Source organism: Citrobacter sp. RHBSTW-00599 (assembly GCF_013784065.1).
Classification (GTDB): Bacteria; Pseudomonadota; Gammaproteobacteria; order Enterobacterales; family Enterobacteriaceae; genus Citrobacter; species Citrobacter braakii.
Map to the genome: position 1 here is coordinate 87974 of NZ_CP056718.1, position 19198 is coordinate 107171.

At 49.5% G+C, this 19198-nt stretch carries 27 protein-coding genes and 2 pseudogenes; 26 read left to right on the plus strand and 3 right to left on the minus strand.

What is annotated here, in order from left to right; translation table 11 throughout:
- The first annotated feature begins 440 nt into the window (after positions 1 to 440).
- From HV243_RS25165 to HV243_RS25180, 4 genes are all read left to right on the plus strand, one after another.
- On the plus strand, positions 441 to 659 hold the full coding sequence (locus HV243_RS25165) for a hypothetical protein (protein ID WP_137366982.1): 219 nt from the start codon (positions 441 to 443) through the stop codon (positions 657 to 659).
- Positions 660 to 679: 20 nt separating this feature from the next.
- The gene (locus tag HV243_RS25170) at positions 680 to 988 is read left to right on the plus strand and encodes a hypothetical protein (RefSeq protein WP_131334167.1); all 309 of its coding nucleotides are present in this window, start codon (positions 680 to 682) and stop codon (positions 986 to 988) included.
- A gap of 33 nt (positions 989 to 1021) precedes the next feature.
- Positions 1022 to 1306, plus strand: coding sequence for a hypothetical protein (locus HV243_RS25175; RefSeq protein WP_176311856.1), 285 nt, complete (start codon positions 1022 to 1024; stop codon positions 1304 to 1306).
- 183 nt (positions 1307 to 1489) lie between these two features.
- On the plus strand, positions 1490 to 1816 hold the full coding sequence (locus HV243_RS25180; RefSeq protein ID WP_131334165.1) for a hypothetical protein: 327 nt from the start codon (positions 1490 to 1492) through the stop codon (positions 1814 to 1816).
- A gap of 446 nt (positions 1817 to 2262) precedes the next feature.
- On the opposite strand, the pseudogene HV243_RS25655 reads toward HV243_RS25180, so the two are convergent.
- Positions 2263 to 2413, minus strand: a pseudogene (locus tag HV243_RS25655) (hypothetical protein); the annotation flags it as partial.
- 278 nt (positions 2414 to 2691) lie between these two features.
- Between HV243_RS25655 and HV243_RS25185 the strand changes: the two are divergent.
- From HV243_RS25185 to HV243_RS25200, 5 genes and pseudogenes are all read left to right on the plus strand, one after another.
- Complete coding sequence (locus HV243_RS25185) at positions 2692 to 3261, plus strand: single-stranded DNA-binding protein (protein WP_131334159.1); 570 nt, start codon at positions 2692 to 2694, stop codon at positions 3259 to 3261.
- A 298-nt stretch (positions 3262 to 3559) separates the two neighbouring features.
- Positions 3560 to 3709 (plus strand): annotated as a pseudogene (locus tag HV243_RS25660) (DUF5431 family protein); the annotation flags it as partial.
- Positions 3654 to 3776, plus strand: a complete 123-nt coding sequence (locus tag HV243_RS25190) for a type I toxin-antitoxin system Hok family toxin (RefSeq protein ID WP_224776414.1) — start codon at positions 3654 to 3656, stop codon at positions 3774 to 3776. The pseudogene HV243_RS25660 and the gene HV243_RS25190, both read left to right, overlap by 56 nt.
- Before the next feature lie 797 nt (positions 3777 to 4573).
- Positions 4574 to 4867: a hypothetical protein gene (locus HV243_RS25195; protein WP_061548396.1), complete on the plus strand. Its 294-nt coding sequence runs from the start codon at positions 4574 to 4576 to the stop codon at positions 4865 to 4867.
- 11 nt (positions 4868 to 4878) lie between these two features.
- Positions 4879 to 5700: a DUF932 domain-containing protein gene (locus tag HV243_RS25200; RefSeq protein ID WP_119173761.1), complete on the plus strand. Its 822-nt coding sequence runs from the start codon at positions 4879 to 4881 to the stop codon at positions 5698 to 5700.
- 29 nt (positions 5701 to 5729) lie between these two features.
- On the opposite strand, the gene HV243_RS25205 is transcribed toward HV243_RS25200, so the two are convergent.
- Positions 5730 to 6263: a lytic transglycosylase domain-containing protein gene (locus tag HV243_RS25205; RefSeq protein ID WP_119173762.1), complete on the minus strand. Its 534-nt coding sequence runs from the start codon at positions 6261 to 6263 to the stop codon at positions 5730 to 5732.
- 654 nt (positions 6264 to 6917) lie between these two features.
- Between HV243_RS25205 and HV243_RS25210 the strand changes: the two genes are divergently transcribed.
- A complete protein-coding gene (locus HV243_RS25210; RefSeq protein ID WP_100280319.1) occupies positions 6918 to 7310 on the plus strand; it encodes a relaxosome protein TraM in 393 nt (130 codons plus the stop codon).
- Positions 7311 to 7341: 31 nt separating this feature from the next.
- On the opposite strand, the gene HV243_RS25215 is transcribed toward HV243_RS25210, so the two are convergent.
- Positions 7342 to 7983 (minus strand): Arc family DNA-binding protein, encoded by a 642-nt coding sequence (locus HV243_RS25215; protein WP_119173763.1) that lies wholly within the window; start codon positions 7981 to 7983, stop codon positions 7342 to 7344.
- Between the two features lie 198 nt (positions 7984 to 8181).
- On the opposite strand from HV243_RS25215, the gene HV243_RS25220 reads away from it, so the two are divergent.
- The 16 genes from HV243_RS25220 (at position 8182) to traU (ending at position 19198) form a co-directional block, all read left to right on the plus strand.
- Positions 8182 to 8535, plus strand: coding sequence for a type IV conjugative transfer system pilin TraA (locus HV243_RS25220; RefSeq protein WP_061548345.1), 354 nt, complete (start codon positions 8182 to 8184; stop codon positions 8533 to 8535).
- A 2-nt stretch (positions 8536 to 8537) separates the two neighbouring features.
- The gene (gene traL / locus HV243_RS25225; RefSeq protein WP_115285464.1) at positions 8538 to 8840 is read left to right on the plus strand and encodes a type IV conjugative transfer system protein TraL; all 303 of its coding nucleotides are present in this window, start codon (positions 8538 to 8540) and stop codon (positions 8838 to 8840) included.
- A 5-nt stretch (positions 8841 to 8845) separates the two neighbouring features.
- Entirely contained in the window at positions 8846 to 9430 is a 585-nt protein-coding gene (locus tag HV243_RS25230; protein WP_061548347.1) for a TraE/TraK family type IV conjugative transfer system protein, read from the plus strand.
- A gap of 11 nt (positions 9431 to 9441) precedes the next feature.
- Positions 9442 to 10182 carry a type-F conjugative transfer system secretin TraK gene (gene traK / locus HV243_RS25235; protein ID WP_119173764.1) on the plus strand — a complete coding sequence of 247 codons (741 nt, stop codon included), beginning with the start codon at positions 9442 to 9444 and terminating at the stop codon, positions 10180 to 10182.
- A complete protein-coding gene (gene traB / locus HV243_RS25240; protein ID WP_119173765.1) occupies positions 10179 to 11588 on the plus strand; it encodes an F-type conjugal transfer pilus assembly protein TraB in 1410 nt (469 codons plus the stop codon). Before traK ends, traB begins: the two co-directional genes overlap by 4 nt.
- A gap of 5 nt (positions 11589 to 11593) precedes the next feature.
- Positions 11594 to 12097 (plus strand): hypothetical protein, encoded by a 504-nt coding sequence (locus HV243_RS25245; protein WP_131403647.1) that lies wholly within the window; start codon positions 11594 to 11596, stop codon positions 12095 to 12097.
- An 81-nt stretch (positions 12098 to 12178) separates the two neighbouring features.
- Positions 12179 to 12736: a type IV conjugative transfer system lipoprotein TraV gene (traV, locus tag HV243_RS25250; protein WP_119173767.1), complete on the plus strand. Its 558-nt coding sequence runs from the start codon at positions 12179 to 12181 to the stop codon at positions 12734 to 12736.
- On the plus strand, positions 12733 to 12918 hold the full coding sequence (locus tag HV243_RS25255; RefSeq protein ID WP_061548352.1) for a hypothetical protein: 186 nt from the start codon (positions 12733 to 12735) through the stop codon (positions 12916 to 12918). Before traV ends, HV243_RS25255 begins: the two co-directional genes overlap by 4 nt.
- Positions 12915 to 15518, plus strand: coding sequence for a type IV secretion system protein TraC (traC, locus tag HV243_RS25260; protein ID WP_061548353.1), 2604 nt, complete (start codon positions 12915 to 12917; stop codon positions 15516 to 15518). The genes HV243_RS25255 and traC overlap by 4 nt, the downstream gene beginning before the upstream one ends.
- Entirely contained in the window at positions 15515 to 15931 is a 417-nt protein-coding gene (gene trbI / locus HV243_RS25265) for a type-F conjugative transfer system protein TrbI (RefSeq protein WP_119173768.1), read from the plus strand. Before traC ends, trbI begins: the two co-directional genes overlap by 4 nt.
- The gene (traW, locus tag HV243_RS25270; RefSeq protein WP_057102324.1) at positions 15928 to 16563 is read left to right on the plus strand and encodes a type-F conjugative transfer system protein TraW; all 636 of its coding nucleotides are present in this window, start codon (positions 15928 to 15930) and stop codon (positions 16561 to 16563) included. The genes trbI and traW overlap by 4 nt, the downstream gene beginning before the upstream one ends.
- The gene (locus tag HV243_RS25275; RefSeq protein ID WP_119173769.1) at positions 16560 to 16880 is read left to right on the plus strand and encodes a hypothetical protein; all 321 of its coding nucleotides are present in this window, start codon (positions 16560 to 16562) and stop codon (positions 16878 to 16880) included. Before traW ends, HV243_RS25275 begins: the two co-directional genes overlap by 4 nt.
- A 191-nt stretch (positions 16881 to 17071) precedes the next feature.
- Positions 17072 to 17518 carry a hypothetical protein gene (locus HV243_RS25280; protein ID WP_162906116.1) on the plus strand — a complete coding sequence of 149 codons (447 nt, stop codon included), beginning with the start codon at positions 17072 to 17074 and terminating at the stop codon, positions 17516 to 17518.
- 97 nt (positions 17519 to 17615) lie between these two features.
- Positions 17616 to 17837 (plus strand): hypothetical protein, encoded by a 222-nt coding sequence (locus tag HV243_RS25285; protein ID WP_057102328.1) that lies wholly within the window; start codon positions 17616 to 17618, stop codon positions 17835 to 17837.
- A gap of 48 nt (positions 17838 to 17885) precedes the next feature.
- Complete coding sequence (locus HV243_RS25290) at positions 17886 to 18209, plus strand: hypothetical protein (RefSeq protein WP_057102329.1); 324 nt, start codon at positions 17886 to 17888, stop codon at positions 18207 to 18209.
- Positions 18206 to 19198 carry a conjugal transfer pilus assembly protein TraU gene (traU, locus tag HV243_RS25295; RefSeq protein WP_061548355.1) on the plus strand — a complete coding sequence of 331 codons (993 nt, stop codon included), beginning with the start codon at positions 18206 to 18208 and terminating at the stop codon, positions 19196 to 19198. The genes HV243_RS25290 and traU overlap by 4 nt, the downstream gene beginning before the upstream one ends.

Sequence of the window (19198 nt, forward strand, 5' to 3'; positions counted from 1 at the left end):
TCGAGCCCCACTCCGCCAGGGCAGCTGCTGCGCACCTGCCAGTCTCCGCCGAACCCCTGCGGGTTTCGGGCCATGCGGCTAGGGTCTGATGGCGAAGGTCAACCCCTGCGGCTTGCTGCGCCCGTGCCGGTCGCGCCGCCTCCACCGCGCCGGCGATGCCGTCGCTCTGATGCCGCCACGCCGTTCCGACGTGTCGGGTGTGTGCATCCTGCTCATCCGGTGAGGCCATCGCCCTGTGTGTCCTCACGCGGAGGGCTGCTTGTAGCACCGCCGTGTCGTCATCCAAGGGGTATATGAACTCCGCCAAAACTTTTTGCCTGGGGCCGCAAAAACTTTTGTCTCCGCCCCTTTCCTTCCTTAGACGTCGTTGCTCCTTTGCCCTTTGCCGCGAGAGAACTCACCAGGGAGATGGAAAACCATCACCACAGGAGAAAACCAGGATGCACACACAAAACGTCAACGTCAAAACCGCCGCTCAAGAATCTTCCGGAAGATGTGTAGGGACATGTCCGGAACCGATTGCTGCAAAGGTACTGGCATTCCACGGACAGGATGCCAGTTATGCATTTAATGTCCTGGCTGACCTTAAAGCAGCCGGTGCGTCATACACCCGCCGGAACATTATTGCGGATATGTTTCGCCGTCTTGGTGTGAATTAACCAGCTAAAGGAAAAATGCAATGAACAGAGATTTGACTCCAGTTCGTGGCCTGAATATTCGGATTCAGTGGGGGATGGCTCGCGTAATGAGAGTTATCGACCCGGTTAAGGCCCGGAGTGAAGAGACTGATGCTCTTATTGAAGCTCAACAAGCTGGCTATCAGGATTTCGGCCTGGGGGAATTCACTCTTCCTCACATGTTTGCTGACGAACCTCAACTGGTGAAAGCATGGAACGCGGGCGTGCAGTTCGCAGCATCATGCCATGAAACAGAAAACTGTGAATTCTGCCAGAGCGAAGAAAGTGAATGCTGCCCGTTACATGGCTGAATACCGTTACTTCAAAAAAGAAAGGAAATAAAAATGGGTACTCAAATCATCAGCGCCATACCAGCTTCATCCCTCATTATTCTGGTTGCAGAGAATGAAAATAACGCAACTGCGACAGAAGATTGGGATGTTATGGAGTTCCATACTCTTGCTGAGCTGAAAAAGCTGCGTAAACACTCTCCCGAAAAAATGAAAGGTCGTTACTTTTATGCCCTCAGTAAGGGCGTGGATCCACAGTTTCGCCATATCCATTTAACTGAAGCAGAACACTTCAAACAGTTCGTGCGCAAGATAGAACGTATGGGGCTGTCGATTTAAAGCAGTCATGTACGAACCATTCATTCCGGGCGGGAAACGAACAGCTTCTCGCCCCGTTTTGATAAATGGCCAGTTTTGGTGGCCATCGTTTGCGGTGACCACGTTCTGGTACAACGATACGGCCTGCAGGCCACTTAAGAACCGTTGCGACAGAAAATGATGTCGCAGTTAAGGAGAACGACGATGACAGAACACACCCTGTACGATGTCCCGGCTACCGTCCTGAAAGTAATGGCCCAAAATCTGGAGAATGAAAACTACCCTGTTCGAATCAGAAGTAATGATGACCATGCTTCACTTGCAGCGGCTGCACTGTGGTTGTTTGCAAAACAAACTGGCCTGGATCGGGACAGTGAGTCGCTGGGAACGGTTCTGACAGATTTTCTGGGGGATCTGCTACATCTGTGTGAGCAATTTGACCCAGATACATCCGGAGAGAAACACCTGCGGGAATCCCTGCGAACTGCACTGATGCATTTTGAGCAGGAAAAAGAAGAACGCCTTTACTGAAAGGGATAACAATTCAATAAGATGGCAGAAATATGTCTGCTGTCTTATTGCCTTAATGGGATATGCAGATGGGGCAGGCACCGCGCAGAATAAAGCCGCGCGCCTGCGGCGCTGAAGGGGATTGCGCTGGCGCGCAACACCCCTCATTTCGCGTCATAAACATTCTGATGAATGGCTCTGAAACAGGCTGTATTTCTGTCTTCTTTTAACCCTTACCCCGGACACTACTGCTGCTATACGTCTCCCTGATGTGCAACTGCTCCCAGGTGTTTTTTGAAATCTAAAATGTCAGGGTGCTGGCCACCTTCGGCTCCTGACCAGCTGGCGCTGTCCAGTCGTCGAGCCCCACTCCGCCAGGGCAGCTGCTGCGCACCTGCCAGTCTCCGCCGAACCCCTGCGGGTTTCGGGCCATGCGGCTAGGGTCTGATGGCGAAAGTCAAAGGCAGGCTTGCTGCGACCGTTCCGGTCACGCCGCCCTTTTTACGCGCTGTTTCCTGCGCTTTTCGCACCCCGGCGGTAAGGCTGCCGGGCTGTAAGGCGCAACGCCGTTTCGCGTGCCGCGCCCCGTCGTTGCGGCGGGCCCCTGCTCTCATCCACTTCTGGTGCCTTTTCACCGTTTAAGCCCCTCTCGCCCGGGCTGAGACAAGCACAAACGCTGTCAGCCGTCCAGGGTAAATGGCACGCGGTAAACCGCGCCCAGGACAGCTGCCATCGCCCGTGCTCGTTTACGCCCCTGCGGCGAAGGTTCTCAAACGGGTGAAGTTAAATACCAGGGGAACAGCGCAGCAGGTTCCCGCAAACATCAACACCGCGGCTCCCGAAACTCAACGGGTGATGGTTTTTAAAAGCAAGGTACTGAATTAAGGAGATTTATCATGGCAGCACGTGGCGTAAACAAAGTCATTCTGGTCGGTCATCTGGGGCAGGACCCTGAAGTGCGTTACATGCCCAACGGGGGAGCGGTGGCAAATCTTACCCTGGCAACGTCTGAAACATGGCGCGATAAGCAGGACGGGGAGATACGCGAACACACCGAGTGGCACCGTGTTGTCGTGTTCGGAAAACTGGCGGAAATCGCAGCGGAGTATCTGCGTAAAGGTGCCCAGGTCTACATCGAGGGCCAGCTGCGTACCCGCAAATGGACCGATCAGTCTGGTCAGGAAAAATATACCACAGAGGTCGTTGTTAATGTGGGCGGCACTATGCAGATGCTGGGCGGTCGCCGTGACAGCCAGGCACAGCAGGGCGGTCAGCAGTTTAGTGGACAGCCGCAGCCGGAACCTGAGACCCCATCTCCGGCGGTAAAAGGTGACGCAAAAGGCGAGGGCAGGGCAGCAAAAGGAAAGAGTAAAACGGCAAAAGGAAAAAACGCAGAAGCAGTACCTCAGCAGCCGCCAGCGCAGCCCGAACCGCCGTATGATTTCGACGATGATATTCCGTTCTAGGATTTGAATAATTTCAATTGCGCCTGAACTGGACTGCGCCCCAAAAGTTGGATACCCGACTGATTAAGGTGCAGTTATTTTTGGGTAAATCCGAGATTTATATATCGAAAAAAACACGATATTTCACATAAAATCAGCGAGATAAAGGGAAGATACCTGGTCAGCCTGGTATGGGGTGAGGTATAATGGCGGTGGCGCTTGAGGCTTTTTGCCTCATGACGTTTCAGATGTTGTGTGGCAGAAAGAAGAAAGCCCCGTAGGAAGTTAATTAAATTAACCAACACACGAGGCGATCTGCTTGACTAGACACCAACAGAATAGCCTCTTAGATGCCGCAAGGCAAGGAGAAGAAGGCTATGAAACTGCCACGAAGTACCCTGATTTGGTGTGTATTGATAGTGTGTCTCACGCTACTGATATTTACCTACCTGACCCGGAAATCGCTCTGCGAAATCCGCTACAGGGACACGAACAGGGAGGTGGCGGCTTTTATGGCTTACGAATCCGCTAAGTAGCTAACCCCGGCGGGGGGAAACCCCCGCCAATCAGGGGCTGTGGTGGTTTGGTCATGCCTGAAGCGCCTTTATGAAGGGGTTGCCGGTTTGCTGGCAGCCCCTTTTTCCTCTTCTGGTGCGATCGCAAGCATGAACAGCCAGGAAGGACGGTTCCCTCCGGGAACGGGGCAGGGCGGCAGCGCCTGCGGCGCGCCCGCTCTCTTCCCGCCCTGTCCATTGTGATTTACTGATTGCGGATCATTTATCTACTGTCTGCATGGTTCTGTTCTATTCCTCTGGTCTCAGTAATAACAGACTGATGGCCCCCTTCGGCTCCTGACCAGCTGACGCTGTCCAGTCGTCGAGCCCCACTCCGCCAGGGCAGCTGCTGCGCACCTGCCAGTCTCCGCCGAACCCCTGCGGGTTTCGGGCCATGCGGCTAGGGTCTGATGGCGAAGGTCAACCCCTGCGGCTTGCTGCGCCCGTGCCGGCCGCGCCGCCTCCACCGCGCCGGCGATGCCGTCGCTCTGATGCCGCCACGCCGTTCCGACGTGTCGGGTGTGTGCATCCTGTTCATCCGGTGAGGCCATCGCCCTGTGTGTCCTCACGCGGAGGGCTGCTTGTAGCACCGTCATCCGCCTGCTCGCAAGGGTACGCTTCGCCGTTCCTCGCCCGTTCGCACTTCGCCTGTCGGCTCGCTTGCGCTGCGGCCTGCGGTGACGCCCCTGCGTTCATTCGTCAGACGTTGCTCCTTTGCCCTTTGCCGCGAGAGAACTCACCAGGGAGATGGAAAACCATCACCACAGGAGAAAACCAGGATGCACACACGAAACGTCAACGTCAAAACCGCCGCTCAAGAATCTTCCGGAAGATGTGAATCAGAAATCACAGCTGAACAAATAGTTGATCTGTTTTGCTGGGTCATGGCTGCGACGGAAGGGGAATTACAACCTCTGATTTTTGAACCACCAGTCGGGAGTTATGAGTTGTCATTAATCAATGAGAACTGCATTGATTATCTCTCTGTCTGGATCCTTGACGGCTATCCGGTAGCTGCTGCTGCACCAGTAGATAATTTCTTTCGCACAATTACGCCAGTAAGTATTAACTAAAGGGGAATGTTATGATCAGTTTTGCTAATCGTTATCGCGCACCGTCCTCTATTCGTCAGAATCGTCCGCTGACTAATGATGAATTACAACGAATTGTACCCAGTGCATTTTCTTCCGAAAAACATGATTCACGTTCAGAACGCTATACATATATTCCAACTATTGAAATACTGGACCGTCTACGTGAAGAAGGCTTTCAACCTTTTTATGCAACACAGTCCCGTACACGAGATATTGAAAAGCGTGAGTTCACAAAACATTTATTACGTCTGCGTCGCCATGATCAGATTTCGGGGAAAGAAGTCCCAGAGATTATTTTGCTGAACAGTCACGATGGTTCCAGTAGCTATAAAATGATTCCAGGTATGTTCCGCCAGATTTGTACCAATGGTCTGGTAGCGTGGAAAGATTTTGGTGAAATTAGAGTGCCGCATAAAGGTGATATTGTCGGACAGGTGATTGAAGGTGCATACACTGTGATGGATACGTTCGATACCGTGATTGAAAATATTGATATCATGAAAGGTATTCAGTTGACTGAGCCGGAGCAGCGTTTGTTAAGCGTTGCAGCTCTTGAGTATAAATATGATGGTGCTCATTCACCTGTGACACCTGACCAGTTATTACAGGCTCGCCGTTGGGAAGACAGAGGTTTGGATTTGTGGAGTACATTTAACCGTATTCAGGAGAACGTCATCAAAGGCGGGATTTCAGGAAAGACAGCAAAAGGAAAAAGAACAAAAACAAGAGAAGTCACTGGTATTGATGGTGATGTAAAACTTAATCAAGCACTCTGGAAAATGGCAGAGGAATTCGCAAGGCTTAAAGCCTGAATAATAGCCGCTCAAGTGAGCGGCTTTTTTTATTGATTTTTACTTACATCGATTTCTTTTATATCTTCAATAGATAGGGGGTCTCGATTTTCCGATGAACCTGCAATGATTATTTTTCTTGCAAGGAGAATTCGATAGATGTTCTTAATGTCTGTAGCGTAAGCTTTGCGTTTTTTTATCATTTCATCACGAGGTCCCGTGTTATATATTCCTACGCTATCCCAGTTTCGCCCATAAGACTGAAAGTTACGTGCTAGAACCCATGCACCTGAATACACACATATACATGGATCGCTTAATAATCTTTCGCGGGTAATATTAAACTTTTTAAGTTTTCCGTAATGAGAACTGTTTACCTGCATACCACAGACATCTTCCGTTCCATTACCATTAGATCCATTAATCGCTGCAGGTTTAAGACGACTCTCTTTAATTGATATTGCCATAAGCAGAAGCGGATCTATTTGGTAATCTCTCCCCGCCTGGTCGAAACACATTTGAGGAGTAGCCGTTGCTGAGAGCGAGAACGCCAGCAATAAGGCCGGGGTTTTATTTATTTTCATCTTGTGGCCCTTATGTCTACCATAAGCCTGTGCACGCTATGCAATAAAAAATATCCCGTCAGATCATTTTAATCAAGATAATTCCCTACAAACGCGCGGAAGCGCTTCAAATCATGCATTTAGTCACAACCTCAAATAAGGGAATCAACCATGACACGGTTATTAACTTGCCGCTCTTTGCTAACCCATTAAAACATCACACCCCACGCAAGATTTCATCTTGCAGATTTTTTCTTTAATTTCATCATGCTACTTTAAGCCGCAATGCGGAATGCGAGTATATAGTGATAAAAGGTGTGTGGATTAACACACTTTGCAGTGCCGTTACCCCACACTTAACAGTGCCGGATTAACACACCTTGCAGTGCCTGATTAAGCACTGTGATGTGTGGGGATTGTGTGTATATAAATAATAGAGTAACTTAAAAGGCAGTGGTGCTTGATCAACACACATAATGGTGCCTAATTAACACACCTGATGGTGCTGCATGCACACACATCATAGTGCTGGATTACCACACACATAAAAGCTTGATTATGATTCTAATATCCGACAAGGACTTTAAAACAGCAGCTTTCTGATGTATTAAATCTGTCTCATCGGGATAGCACAGTGCCGCATACGGCACTGTATGAAATTTTCAGGAAAATATTATGCCGCGCAAGAACATCTACTTCAAAGATAAAATTGACAGAGAGATTCAGGATATTGTCGATATAGAGATACAGAAGGGCGCAACCGGTTCTGAAACCAACTACTCATCAACAGTTAACGAACTGGTTCGCCTCGGACTTATGGTTCATAAATCAAAGGAAGAAGGTTCAACATTTGACCTCGATGGATTCAGGCGTGACCTGATAAGAAAAGTATCCGGCTCCAGAGAAGGTATTATGATTTTAACGGCGCTTGTGTCAGAAATTTATGTAAACCTCAAGGGGGCACAGTCGGGTGTATCACTGGATGACCTCATAAATAATAACATTAGCGCCATTAACGATGCCGAAGATGAAGCTGACCGAAAGCACTTCATCATCGATGAGAAGTAATTCAGAAGCCGGGTTGGACCGGCTTCATCGATCACTGTGTACCGTCTTTATCTCCGGGCAGTACACTCTTTTCAGCCTCGGCGATTTTTTCTTTTAAAAACACTTCAAATTCAAGACATAGAACTTTCAATGCCTGCGCATCTTCATTCTGCTCAAGAATCCTCTCTGTGAAATATCCAAAAGTATTCATCAACCTTGTCAGCATTTCATCATTAAGGCTGCGTTTATGAACCCTCGCCATAGTTCGAATCTCTTCCGCCAGATTCTCAGGAATTCGCATACTATACCCCGTGGTTTTACCCGGCAGTAAAATACGCTCACCCTCACGCCACATCCACAACCGTTCTGCATAAGCACTGGGCTCTGTATTTTTATCAGGATTAAAACTCTCATCATCAAGCAGGGAACTAAGCCAGTTTTCAAATTTAACAGCCAGCGCAATCAAACGTTCCCCCTCTGCCGTTTTAATTACAGGGCTATTTGGCTGATAATTTAGTGATAGTAATAACCTTGCAATAATTTCATCATTCACACTTCTTTTGCCTAAGCGGGCACACACCCTAAGCTCCATGAGTAAGTTATCGGGAGCGCGTAGCCTCCATTCAACAGCCTCACCAGGCTGGAATTTACGTGGCCTTCCACGCCCTTCCCACATTTTCTCTTTTACTTTCATTGCTATAGATCTCGCAAGCGATACATCGTCAGTCTGAGAGACAAAGCCTACCGAACTTACATATTAGGAATATTCCCAAAAACTTTTAACAGTGTGACATGTGTCACGGTTTTTTTTTTTTAGGGTCATGGGACAATATCGCGTGCGTAAACAAACACTTATGCACAAACACATTGTTTACTTCCGGAGAAAACAAGCATGTCCACACAAGGTAATGCCCTTAAAGTCGTGAAGGGATGGGCGGTAGCGTCTTTATTTCGTAAAGCTCGTGAGAATCACCAGATTAGAAAATTCATTAAAAATGGAGGGTTAATTTTAATTTCACTTATGGTCGCACATCCGGTTTTGGCAGGCGGCACTGACTTACTGGCTACCCAAAACGCTACCGTCAATTCAACCTTCGGTTCCGGCTCATCTCTTGTAAAATGGTTTTACATAGCCGAAATTATCATGGGCCTCTTTATTTACATTAAAGTGCGCTCACCACTGGTATTTGTCGGTATCGTGTTGTGTATCATTTTTACTCGCATCGCTTTCGGTATTGCGAGCTAACAATGAATGGGGAAGAAGATAAATACCACTTCCCGGAAACTCTCAATCAGCAGGAACGTTATTTCGGTCTTCCACTTGATGAGGTTCTTATTGTTGCCCCTTTAATTATTCTGGGGGTTCTTAACGATATGTCACTGGAACTTTCCGTTGTAGCGGGTCTGCTGTGGGCGCTAATCAGGCATCTGAAAAAAGGGCAGGGGTCGTACTGGTTGCTCAATTTTTGCTACTGGCATCTACCTTCCTTGCTATTCAAAATTACTTTTCAACAAATACCTGATTCTAGTTTCCGACACTGGAGAGCTTAACTAATATGAAGCTTAAAATTAAAGGCGAGCGCGATAAACAACTCCGTTATGCGTTTATTGCTCTGGCTTTATTGCTTCTTCTCAGCGCCGTGGGAAATGTTCTGACGGGGTCTCTTGCGTGGTATTTCGCCACAAAACAGAAAACCATCACCACACCCATGTCATTCAACCAACCATTTACTTCTGATGCCTCTGGTGCTGACGCCACTGGAATGACCATGTTCGCCGCAGCCTTTATTTACTGGCGACTGAATGTCAGTCCTGAAAACGTTGATAACAACCAGAAAATGCTTCTCGGTTTCGTCCCATCCGCCGAACGGGATGAACTGAAGAAAGCACTGGATATTGAGGCTGAACGTATCAAGAAAGGCGGAATCACCACCCGCTTTGATACAAAGGAAATCAGGGTAATGAATGAACCTGGCGTGGTCGAGTTCAGCGGAACGCTGAAGTCCTCCACAACCAACGGCGCTATCACCACACCGCTAAAGGACCAGGAAAAAACCTACCGACTGAAATTGAGTTATATCGAAGGACTGGTAAATCTTCACCTGTTCGAAGAACTTCAGTCGGTCACCACCACTAACTGACAGGACTGCCAATGAAAATCCGTATTTCACCGGCAGCTGTTGCTGTGTTACTGGCAACGGGACTTTTTACCAGCGGCCTTCGGGCCGCTTCCGCCCCCGCAGCCATTCCGTTTGAGAACGACGCCGCCTTTAATGTCACTCTCAGCAATACCAATCCCAGTAAGGTTGTTATTAACGGAGAACTGATTACCAGCATCAGCGGACCATCCGGTGCCTATGACCAGAGCCAGACAGATGACGGCGCCCTTATTCTTTCACCACTAGTCGGGCAAAACTTCACTGTCTTCATTCAGACTGACCGGGGTTCCTCTCTGAGCCTCAATGTCCGGCCCCAGCCAGGAAACGGTAAAACACTGCGATTTACCCCCATATCTCCACCGCTGCGTAAAAACAATGATGCGAAAGCGTGGGAAGAAGGGCAGAGCTATGAAAAAACTCTCGTTTCCCTGTCACGTATTATTGTTAACGGCGACGTTCCTGATGACTACCAGGAATATCCGATAAGTCGTATGCCAGCATATAACCCAGGCACATCGGTACACCTTGTTCCTGAACGCCAGTTTGTGGGAAACCATCTGCGAATAGTGCGCTTCCGTATGTCCAATCCCGGCAGTATTACTCAGAATCTGCGTGAACGTGACTTCTGGCGTAAAGGGGTCAGGGCTGTGATGCTCTCCCGGCATCAGCTGTACGCCGGTGGAGAAGGATATGCCTGGGTTATTTTTTCAGATGACGGAGAACCGCGCTCATGAGTCTGAATGAAAATCTCAAAACCCGACGCAGACAGATTACTGTTCTGGCGGCCGTCATTGCCTCCGGGGCTGCTCTGGCTGGAGGGGTTTACGGGTATGGGCAATATCAGGAAAAACAGAAAGCACCGCCACCCGCTGCCGTGCCAAATATGACGGGCGTGGTTACAGCCTCATTCAATGAAAAGGTCAATGATGCCGCACTGGCACAGCAACAGGCCAAAACGTCTGCGCTTGAGCAGAATGTCAACATGCTGTCACAAAAGCTTGACCAGAACATACTTAATACAGGCCAGAAGCTGGCTGAAAAGGATGCTGAAATACAGCGTCTGACTGACCTGTTAAACCAGAAAGCCTCCGGCAGCAATTCGACCAGTGGCCAGCAGACACCACCTGCTGACCAGAACGGAACACCACTTCCTGGTCCTGTTGCTGCCGGTCAGGCCCGACCGCCAGAATATTCTGTCACCCCAACAGGCACGCCGTCCGCCAATGGCGCTGTTCATGCTGGTCAGGGGGCAGGGTTTTATCCAGGAGGTTCAGGCCAGCGGGTTATGGGGGGACTTACCACCTCAAAATTCACTTATGAAAGTCTGAAAAAGAAACCAACAAAACTACCCTGGATCCCGTCAGGTTCTTTTTCTGAAGCCATTATGATTGAAGGTGCTGATGCTAACGCCAGCGTGACTGGCCAGCAGAATACCCGTCCAGTCACCTTCCGGTTACTTGGCAATATCCAGATGCCCAACAATAAAGAATACAGCGCCGATGGCTGTTTTGTTGTGGGTGAAATCTGGGGCGATATTTCCAGTGAGCGTGGTGAGGTACGGACTAAATCGATCAGTTGTGTACTGAAGAATGGAAAGCATATCGATATGGAGTTTGACGGTCATGTCAGCTATCAGGGCAAAGGAGGTATCCGGGGAAAACCGGTTATGCGTAACGGTATGATTGTGGGTTATGCAGGTGCGGCTGGTCTGCTTTCCGGTTTCGGTGAGGGGATTAAATCTGCTGCCACGCCGTCTGTGGGGCTTGGAGCTACTGCCGATGTTGGTGCCGGTGATGTGTTTAAACAAGGGTTCGGTGGTGGGGCAAGCAAGGCTGCTGATACGCTGAGTCAGTACTGGATTAAGCGAGCCGAACAATACCATCCGATCATTGATATCGGTGCAGGTAACCAGGTCACAGTGGTGTTCCAGAAAGGTTTCCGCCTGAAAACGCTGGAGGATGCGGAAGAGCAAAAAGCGAAGGAAGCCCTGCAGAATGCTGCAAATTCAACACAGAGTGAAGCCGCGCCTCAGTCCGTCAGCCAGACCACCTCAAACAGCACGGCTTCAGTGGGGAATATTAACCCGGATGACGTGTTACGACAGGCCAGCCAGTTGCGTCTCGGCGACACGATTAACTGAGGTGGATGATGAATGATAACGACAGGTTGTTTAACAAGATTGGCGTGGATATACGGATGTGGCGCGACAATGCTCATCCTCCACGCATCACGTGGATTTGGATACTGTCAATTACGTTCAGTCTCCTCAACGCAGGTGTATGGATTTATGTATATACATACTGGTGGTCATCCTGGTGGTTTCAGTGTACTGCCATCTTTGTTGGCATGTGCCTTTTCCCTTTTCTGTTTATGAAAATTTTTGGCACTCTTCCTGGTTCCTGGCCTGAAGTACTGGACAGTAAACTGGCCATATATAAGCCACTGAACATCGGTGCGTGGCAGTGGCTACAATCCACGGTTACCGAAAGAAAGGAGCTTTCTCTGGATGTTATTCAGCAGTGGTATGAGGCAGAAAAAAAATACCGGTATGAAATAACATCAGGAAAATCCACGAAAACATGTCACTTCCGGTTCATTCAGAACATCCCGGACAGCAACGGCGAGGGGAGCGGGGGGCGTGAACGTTAATATACTCTGTGGACTCCAGCCACACTGATTTTCATCCTCAATTACTTCCATTAGTACCTAATAATTTATCGGAGTTACCCCATGAAAAAACTGATGGGCGCTGCACTGCTGTGTAGCGTACTGACCGGCTGCGCCGGTATGAATTCTGATTTTGACTGTAATAAAACCGCGACCGACCAGTGCCTCACAACCGGGGAGGCAAATAAACTGGCCGCCCAGGGCAAAAGCCTTGACGACCTCACTGCGGATAAAGCTGCAAAAAAGCCTGCGGGTGAAACCCTACCGGCACTGCGCAATGTGGCTCCTGTCGTTAATACGTCACGTCCTGTTTCAGCCGCAGCAACCGGATCTCCCAGTTCTAAGTTAATCGCGCCACGTCCTCTTGCTGCTGTACCAGCAGGAACGATGCAGACCGGAGTGACTCCGCGTATTACTTCTTCAGCCGTTGGGCAGTCAGTACCTGTCAATACGGCAGGACGGGTTCAGGCGCAGCGTATACCGGACGCGACCCAGCGTCTGTGGATTGCACCGTGGGTGGATACCGATGACAACTTCCATCAACCGTCCGTGGTCGAGTTTGTGAAAAACAAATCGCACTGGGATGAAAGCTACCGTGTTATCGGGGAGGGGGGCGAATGATCAGTTTAAAAGATGATCCCACTTCGCCAGATATGACACTGCTGGCCGAAGGGAGGGTGTTAAACAATTCCGGATATCGAATGGAGATGAGTGTCGATGGGCCTGTGTGTTTCAACCTCACTGAAGAGGCCCGGCTGCGCCGTCTTGAGCTGATCCGTTCTGTTGTGGAGGGGCGAAAATGAGCAGTGTTCTGGACACTCTGATGGGTTTGATTGAAAGAGGACAGCACAAGGATGGAGCAGCAACTGCTCGCGCTAATCTTGAGCAAACATGGGATTACCCCTCCCTCGTTGCCAGCCTGCCATACCGTTATTACGATGATAAAAATGATCTGTTCATTAATACGGGTACTGCCGGATTTGTTCTTGAACTGGCCCCGCTACCGGGGGCTAATGAGCAGGTGATGGCGGCTCTTGATGACATGCTGCGTAAGAAACTGCCTCGTAAAACACCTGTCACCGTTATTTTGACTGCAAGTAAATGTGTGGGTGAGCGCATTGCGGCTGGCGTCAGTACCGACATGTGGAAAGGCCAGATGGCCGATCACCTGAATAAAATCACCCGTGCCTTCTGGGAGAAATCAGCTTTACACGGTCTGGCAAACAAGCGTGAATACCCGCTTTACCTGCGTAATTACCGGATATTTATTGTCTATGGTAAAGCCGTTAAACGATTTTCTCAGCAGGTGATGGATGAGCTGGTTCAGTTGCGCAACACCATTCGTGTTTCTCTGGGGGCGGCTCGTATTGATTCCATCAATACTGACGTGAACGGTTTCCTGTCAGTTATGCGTGAAATGGTGAACTACCGTCATGAGCAGGTTATGACGTCTCCGGGCGACTATAACGAGGATGAATTGCTCAATCGTCAGGTGGTTGACCCTTCCATTGACTTTGAAGTTCATCCTTCACATTTACGTATTGAATTACCTGAAAAAATTGAAACGGACGGTACACGGCTTCCGGCATCAGCTTGTCGTATCGTAAACATGCAGCTGAGCAAGAATCCACGTCGCTTTGCGCTCTGGCAGGGGGCGGATAACCTGCAGAATATCCGCTTCCCGGACCTCGGCATTCCTTGCCCGTTTATGATTACCTGGACAACCGAGCTCGAGGAGCAGACAGCAAGTCAGAGTGAGGCCTTCCGCAAGGATACGGATCTGTCCAAAAAAGCAAACTCAGCCTATGGTGCTTTGTTCCCAGGAACCAAAAAAGCAGCAGATGAATGGCGTAAAACCCGTGAGCAGCTGTCCACCAATGAAATTGCACTTTGCCGCACGTATTTCAACGTGACGTTGTTTACACCAGATAACAATACAGAAGCACAGAAATGTGAACTTGCTGCCGTGAACGTCTTTCGTAAAAACGAACTGGAAATGGTCACGATTCAGTACCAGCAGATGCGTAACTGGCTGGCCAGTTTCCCGTTCGTTATGCAGGAGGGAATGTGGGAGGATCTTAAAACGACGGGTGCCACATTACGTGGAAAATCATGGAATGCGGTAAGCCTGATGCCTGTGGTAGCCGAACGTCAGTTGTCACGTGGAGGAATGCCGCTGCCGACCTATCGCAACCAGGTAGCCTTCTTCGATATGTTCGACGAAGAAAATGGCAGTACCAACTTCAACATTGCTGTCACGGGAACATCTGGTGCTGGTAAATCATTCCTGACACAAAGTATTCTCCGCGATGTGCTGAACGCAGGTGGATTTGGCTGGGTTATTGATATGGGTGACAGCTACAAGAACTACTGCCTGCAGGCCGGTGGTGTGTATCTGGATGGTGCTCAACTTCGTTTTAATCCGTTTGCCAACGTCAGAGACATCAAGCTTTCAGCAGAAGGGATTGTTCGACTTCTTGCGGTACTGGCAAGCCCGACCGAACCACTGGATGTCGTTTGTGAAGCAATACTGAAAAAAGCGGTCATGCACGCCTGGGAACAAAAGCAAAACCGGGCACGTATAGATGATGTTTATAACTATCTGACCAGTGAGGATGTTAATACCGCGTTTGCAGACAAACCGACCATCATTGCCCGAATGGCTGAACTGGCCATGTTGCTGGAAACCTACTGTACCTGGGGGGCTGATGGCGAATACTTTAATGCCGACAAACCTACTCTTGATGACGAAACCCGTTTTGCTGTGCTGGAGCTTCTGAGTCTGGAAAACAAGCCGAAGTTACTTTCCTCTATCCTGTTTTCTCTCATCCTCGCGATTCAGGAAAAGATGTACCACAGCCCGCGAGATCTCAAAAAAGTCTGCATTATCGACGAAGCCTGGCGACTGCTCGGTGGTTCTAATCCTCATGCTGCCCGCTTTATCGAAACTGGTTACCGTACTGTTCGCCGACATCGTGGTGCATTCATTACGATTACTCAGGGCATCAAAGACTTCAGTGCCGGTAAGGAAGCTGAAGCAGCATGGAACAACAGTTCGACCAAAATCACGCTGCTGCAGGATACGAAGGCATTCAAACAATACCTTTCCGAAAATCCGGATCAATTCTCGGACATGGAAAAGGAAGTTATCCGTGGTTTCCAGCCGGCAATTCAGACCGATTACAGTTCATTGCTTATCAGTGCCGGCGAATACAGCTCCTTCCATCGGTTGTTTGTTGATCCTGTTACTCGCGCCATGTTCAGTTCCCGTGGTGAGGACTTCGCATATATGCAGAACGCTCAGAAAGCAGGGGCCACATCAGAGGAGGCCGCCTATTTGCTGGCAGAGAGGAAGTTTGGAGACGAACTTCATGAACTTGAAGAATGGGTGGAAGCGGCATGAGTGACAGTAACGAAAAACCGTTCAGCGGCGGCACAGTGCGACACGGCGTAACAATGTCGGGCTGGCTTAGTTCCAGGAGTGTAAAACTTGCTGCCTGTGTGCTGGCCTCTCAGATGGTGCTGACAGGAATAACAGGGGCTTACATAAAACTCACAGCCCCGGAAATTGTGGTTTTCGACATGAAAGGCACGATCGACCTTTTCATGCAGCAGTCAGCACAACTGCAGCTCGATGAGGACAAGGCGAAAGCACTGACAAGCCGTTTCAACACGGCGATGTCCGATAGCCTGAATGAGTGGCAAACCTCGCATAACGCTATCATCCTGGTGAAACCTGCTGCTGTCAGCCCGTTACCGGATATCACGACCGAAATCCGTAGCGATATCGCCCGCCGTACTCAGGAGGGACAGTGAATAAACGATTTGCACTGACAGCCCTGGTACTACTGGCTCTGTCAGCCAGTAGCGGTGCGAAAGATCTCGGTACCTGGGGAAATGTGTTTGAACCTGCCGAACAGGACATGCTGGATTTTATCCAGAACCGTCTGAAGGGGATGGAGCAGAGCGGTGAACTGGACAAATTGCGTGCAGAAGCCGTTGACCGGGTGAAGAAGAATGCCGTCCGGCCACCTGCTGTCAGTGGACTAACCAATGCTGAAAAATACCGCAGCTTTGCATTTGATCCCACGTTTACCGTCCAGGAAACCGTGACGGATATGCAGGGAAATGTTATTGCGCGCAAAGGGGAGCAGGTGAATCCACTGGATAAAGTTCCTTTCAATCAGGTTTTGTATTTTATCGATGGTGATAATAAAGATCAGATGGAATGGGCCAGAAAGGAGATTGCCGGTAAGACGAACGCGAAGGTAATTCTGGTTAAAGGCAATATCAAGAATACCAGCGATAGCCTGAATGAACGTATTTACTTCGACCAGTCAGGAACCCTCACGCGGAAATTTGGCTTCTCAAACATCCCTGTTCGAATTTCGCCCGATGGCCGTGTACTGAAAGTGGAAGAAATTCCGGTATCAGGAGTAAAAAAATGACCGCAACAACGTTAGGTGATTTGTTTCCCGAAATGCGCACTGTCGTTACCTCACGCGAAAGACAGCGTAATTTCCCCCGTAAACTCCCCGGCAAATCTGTAAATAAGCACAACCGTCAGGGAACGGCAGACAAACTTAAGGCTTTATATCCGGAGGTTGCCTCCTGGAGTCCGGTACTGGTGACGAAGGCATGGTTTAACTGGCTAAGAGCAAATCAGATGGAGCTGGTCGAACCGGAAAACAGAGATGAGCGTTTTCCTGAATACCTGGTTGCTCTGATGCTATCGCATATGAAGGAGACTGAGTCATGGACATAGAGTGGCCAAAATTTCTGTTTTTGATTATTTTGATCGTAATACTGAACGGCTGCCTTTTTTTCTTTTCGGTAATGAAAAAAGATAGTCAGGACAGAAATGTCATTGTTCCACAGCCATTTTCCGAGGATGCACCTCCTGTGATGGGGGAGTGGGAAAAATGTGCTTATCCTCTTACTCAGGTGATAGTCAGTGTGAATGCACAACCACACACGATAACTCGCGACCTGGTGTTTTGTCTTGAACGCGCTGCCGACAGTATCACGAACAACGAACTGCCAGTGGATGCTGAAGGATGCCATTATCGTGGTGATTATGGAAATACCGGTTTAACATTTCCTGAATACTCTGCTCACTGGCATGTGCACGTTCGTTTGTGCTTTGACCCCCCCGGTTTTTTCCCGGATGCAGCGGGTTCTGCGTTACCCCCCTGGATCAAAATGGCTGGCTATCTTGCTGAAGGGAGTCTGGCCCGCCATATCGTCGTTATTGTCCAGGGAACGCGGCAAACTTCTCGTAAATCACTTTCCCGGTATCTCATTAAGGCTGCGAACGCAATCGCCACCGGCGCGACCGAGGACGCTGAGTCTGACGATGATTACGGCTACGCATTTATTGTCGTTCAGCCAACACCACTCTGACGATTTACCCCACTTGATATCAACATGTCTGGCATCTGGACGTCGCTCTGCGCTCAGCCAGCTCCCCGTTTTTGTTTAACCCAGACAAGGTAACTCCATGAAAAAAGACCCTGAATGTGAAAAGGGCCGGAATAATACTATCTCGTCACTACGTCATGATGAAGGCTCAGCCAGATGGCTGGATGAGATCCTCAATGAGAATCCGCTCTACAAACCTTCTGCCGTAATGCGTGGTGGCATTCTTGCCCTGTATGAAATGACACAGGAACAGCGACTGGCCATCATTATGAAAGCGGCCGCCAGTGCTAAAAACCACTGATATTTTCCAGCCCCAGCAGCTCTGATGGTGGCACATCCGGAGATCCCCATGACCTACTCTGAACCTGTAAAAGCGGTTGCAGTGATCCGTGACCATAACGGATTCTGGACTCACCCACACTACTTTAAGCCTTCATGTGATGAGGCCTCCCAGGCCGATTTCAATGAATGGTTACGCATGAATCAACTTGTCTGTGCACTTCGCTGGCTGGAAAACGATGCGCCTCCGCAGGTTATTGAAGCCTGGGAAAACGGAGCATCTGATATCAGTGAATGGCAGCCTTCTGTTCCTTCAGAAGATGGCTGGTTTATTGGTTCAATACATGACACTGAAGACGGTCCGGTTTGTGTGTGGCTTCGGGGGAGAGCATGAGGCGCTTTGTCTGGTTCGCCACATTACTTCTGGTGCTGGTTTGTACACCGTCTCAGGCTTTTGCCTCCAGTAATGCTGGTGAGGGGCGATGGGTAAATCCAATTTCCGATATCTGTTGGAAGTGCATGTTCCCGATGTCAATTGGTAACATCAAGCTCGCCTCCGGTCCGCTGCCTGACACCAGTAATCCCGCGTCTCCCATACAAATTTGCCCTGTTGGAATCCTCTACCGTATTGGGCTGGCGATTGGATTCTGGGAACCGATGGCGATGGTTGATGTGACCCGTGAACCTGGCGTTATGGTGAACATGGGCGGATTTAAAATTGATCTCGGTCGGACAGGAACAGGAACTGCTGGTCAGAGTGACCGTCCTGCTGCAGGCACGTTCTACCATGTCCACTGGTACAAATACCCTCTGATTTTCTGGCTCAACATTATTACCAGTCTTGGTTGTCTGCAAACAGGGGACCTGGATATCGCTTACCTCTCTGAAATTGACCCGTTATGGAATGACAGCACGCTGTCCATGATGATTAATCCGGAAGCGTCGCTTTTCGGTAATCTGATTGCACAGGCGGCCTGCGCTGCGGATTCTGTGGCCAGCGCTGCCGGGCGCCCTCTGGCCCCTTTATTCTGGTGTGCAGGTAGCCAGGGATCGATGTATCCGATGACAGGTTTTACCAGCGGTGAGTTTTCCCCTCTGGAATCATCACTTCTTGTCAGTGAGCGTATGGCGTTCAAGATGCATCGTGAAGGCCTGGTCTGGAATTCCATTGGTGCAGATAACGCCGTCTGTAATCAGTATCCGTCTCCCATCATTCCGAAAGACCGCTGGCGTTATCAGATGGTGAACATGTTCCCTGAGAGCACAAATTGCCATGCGTTTGGTGCTACCACTCAAACCTGGGGGATTAAACATAATTCCCCAAACTCGAAAAAGAATTTCGGTTACCTCTTCTGGCGCAAGCGTAACTGCGTTTTTCTGTAA

Bases quoted from the DNA above. Each gene is read 5' to 3' on its own strand.
- HV243_RS25180 (WP_131334165.1), top strand. From the start codon at position 1,490: ATGACAGAACACACCCTGTACGATGTCCCGGCTACCGTCCTGAAAGTA.
- HV243_RS25185 (WP_131334159.1), top strand. From the start codon at position 2,692: ATGGCAGCACGTGGCGTAAACAAAGTCATTCTGGTCGGTCATCTGGGG.
- traC (WP_061548353.1), top strand. From the start codon at position 12,915: ATGAGCAGTGTTCTGGACACTCTGATGGGTTTGATTGAAAGAGGACAG.
- HV243_RS25200 (WP_119173761.1), top strand. From the start codon at position 4,879: ATGATCAGTTTTGCTAATCGTTATCGCGCACCGTCCTCTATTCGTCAG.
- HV243_RS25230 (WP_061548347.1), top strand. From the start codon at position 8,846: ATGAAGCTTAAAATTAAAGGCGAGCGCGATAAACAACTCCGTTATGCG.
- trbI (WP_119173768.1), top strand. From the start codon at position 15,515: ATGAGTGACAGTAACGAAAAACCGTTCAGCGGCGGCACAGTGCGACAC.
- HV243_RS25210 (WP_100280319.1), top strand. From the start codon at position 6,918: ATGCCGCGCAAGAACATCTACTTCAAAGATAAAATTGACAGAGAGATT.
- HV243_RS25275 (WP_119173769.1), top strand. From the start codon at position 16,560: ATGACCGCAACAACGTTAGGTGATTTGTTTCCCGAAATGCGCACTGTC.
- traB (WP_119173765.1), top strand. From the start codon at position 10,179: ATGAGTCTGAATGAAAATCTCAAAACCCGACGCAGACAGATTACTGTT.
- HV243_RS25170 (WP_131334167.1), top strand. From the start codon at position 680: ATGAACAGAGATTTGACTCCAGTTCGTGGCCTGAATATTCGGATTCAG.
- traK (WP_119173764.1), top strand. From the start codon at position 9,442: ATGAAAATCCGTATTTCACCGGCAGCTGTTGCTGTGTTACTGGCAACG.
- HV243_RS25215 (WP_119173763.1), bottom strand. From the start codon at position 7,983: ATGAAAGTAAAAGAGAAAATGTGGGAAGGGCGTGGAAGGCCACGTAAA.
- HV243_RS25165 (WP_137366982.1), top strand. From the start codon at position 441: ATGCACACACAAAACGTCAACGTCAAAACCGCCGCTCAAGAATCTTCC.
- HV243_RS25245 (WP_131403647.1), top strand. From the start codon at position 11,594: ATGATGAATGATAACGACAGGTTGTTTAACAAGATTGGCGTGGATATA.
- HV243_RS25255 (WP_061548352.1), top strand. From the start codon at position 12,733: ATGATCAGTTTAAAAGATGATCCCACTTCGCCAGATATGACACTGCTG.
- HV243_RS25195 (WP_061548396.1), top strand. From the start codon at position 4,574: ATGCACACACGAAACGTCAACGTCAAAACCGCCGCTCAAGAATCTTCC.
- HV243_RS25285 (WP_057102328.1), top strand. From the start codon at position 17,616: ATGAAAAAAGACCCTGAATGTGAAAAGGGCCGGAATAATACTATCTCG.
- HV243_RS25290 (WP_057102329.1), top strand. From the start codon at position 17,886: ATGACCTACTCTGAACCTGTAAAAGCGGTTGCAGTGATCCGTGACCAT.
- HV243_RS25220 (WP_061548345.1), top strand. From the start codon at position 8,182: ATGTCCACACAAGGTAATGCCCTTAAAGTCGTGAAGGGATGGGCGGTA.
- traU (WP_061548355.1), top strand. From the start codon at position 18,206: ATGAGGCGCTTTGTCTGGTTCGCCACATTACTTCTGGTGCTGGTTTGT.
- traL (WP_115285464.1), top strand. From the start codon at position 8,538: ATGAATGGGGAAGAAGATAAATACCACTTCCCGGAAACTCTCAATCAG.
- traV (WP_119173767.1), top strand. From the start codon at position 12,179: ATGAAAAAACTGATGGGCGCTGCACTGCTGTGTAGCGTACTGACCGGC.
- HV243_RS25175 (WP_176311856.1), top strand. From the start codon at position 1,022: ATGGGTACTCAAATCATCAGCGCCATACCAGCTTCATCCCTCATTATT.
- HV243_RS25205 (WP_119173762.1), bottom strand. From the start codon at position 6,263: ATGAAAATAAATAAAACCCCGGCCTTATTGCTGGCGTTCTCGCTCTCA.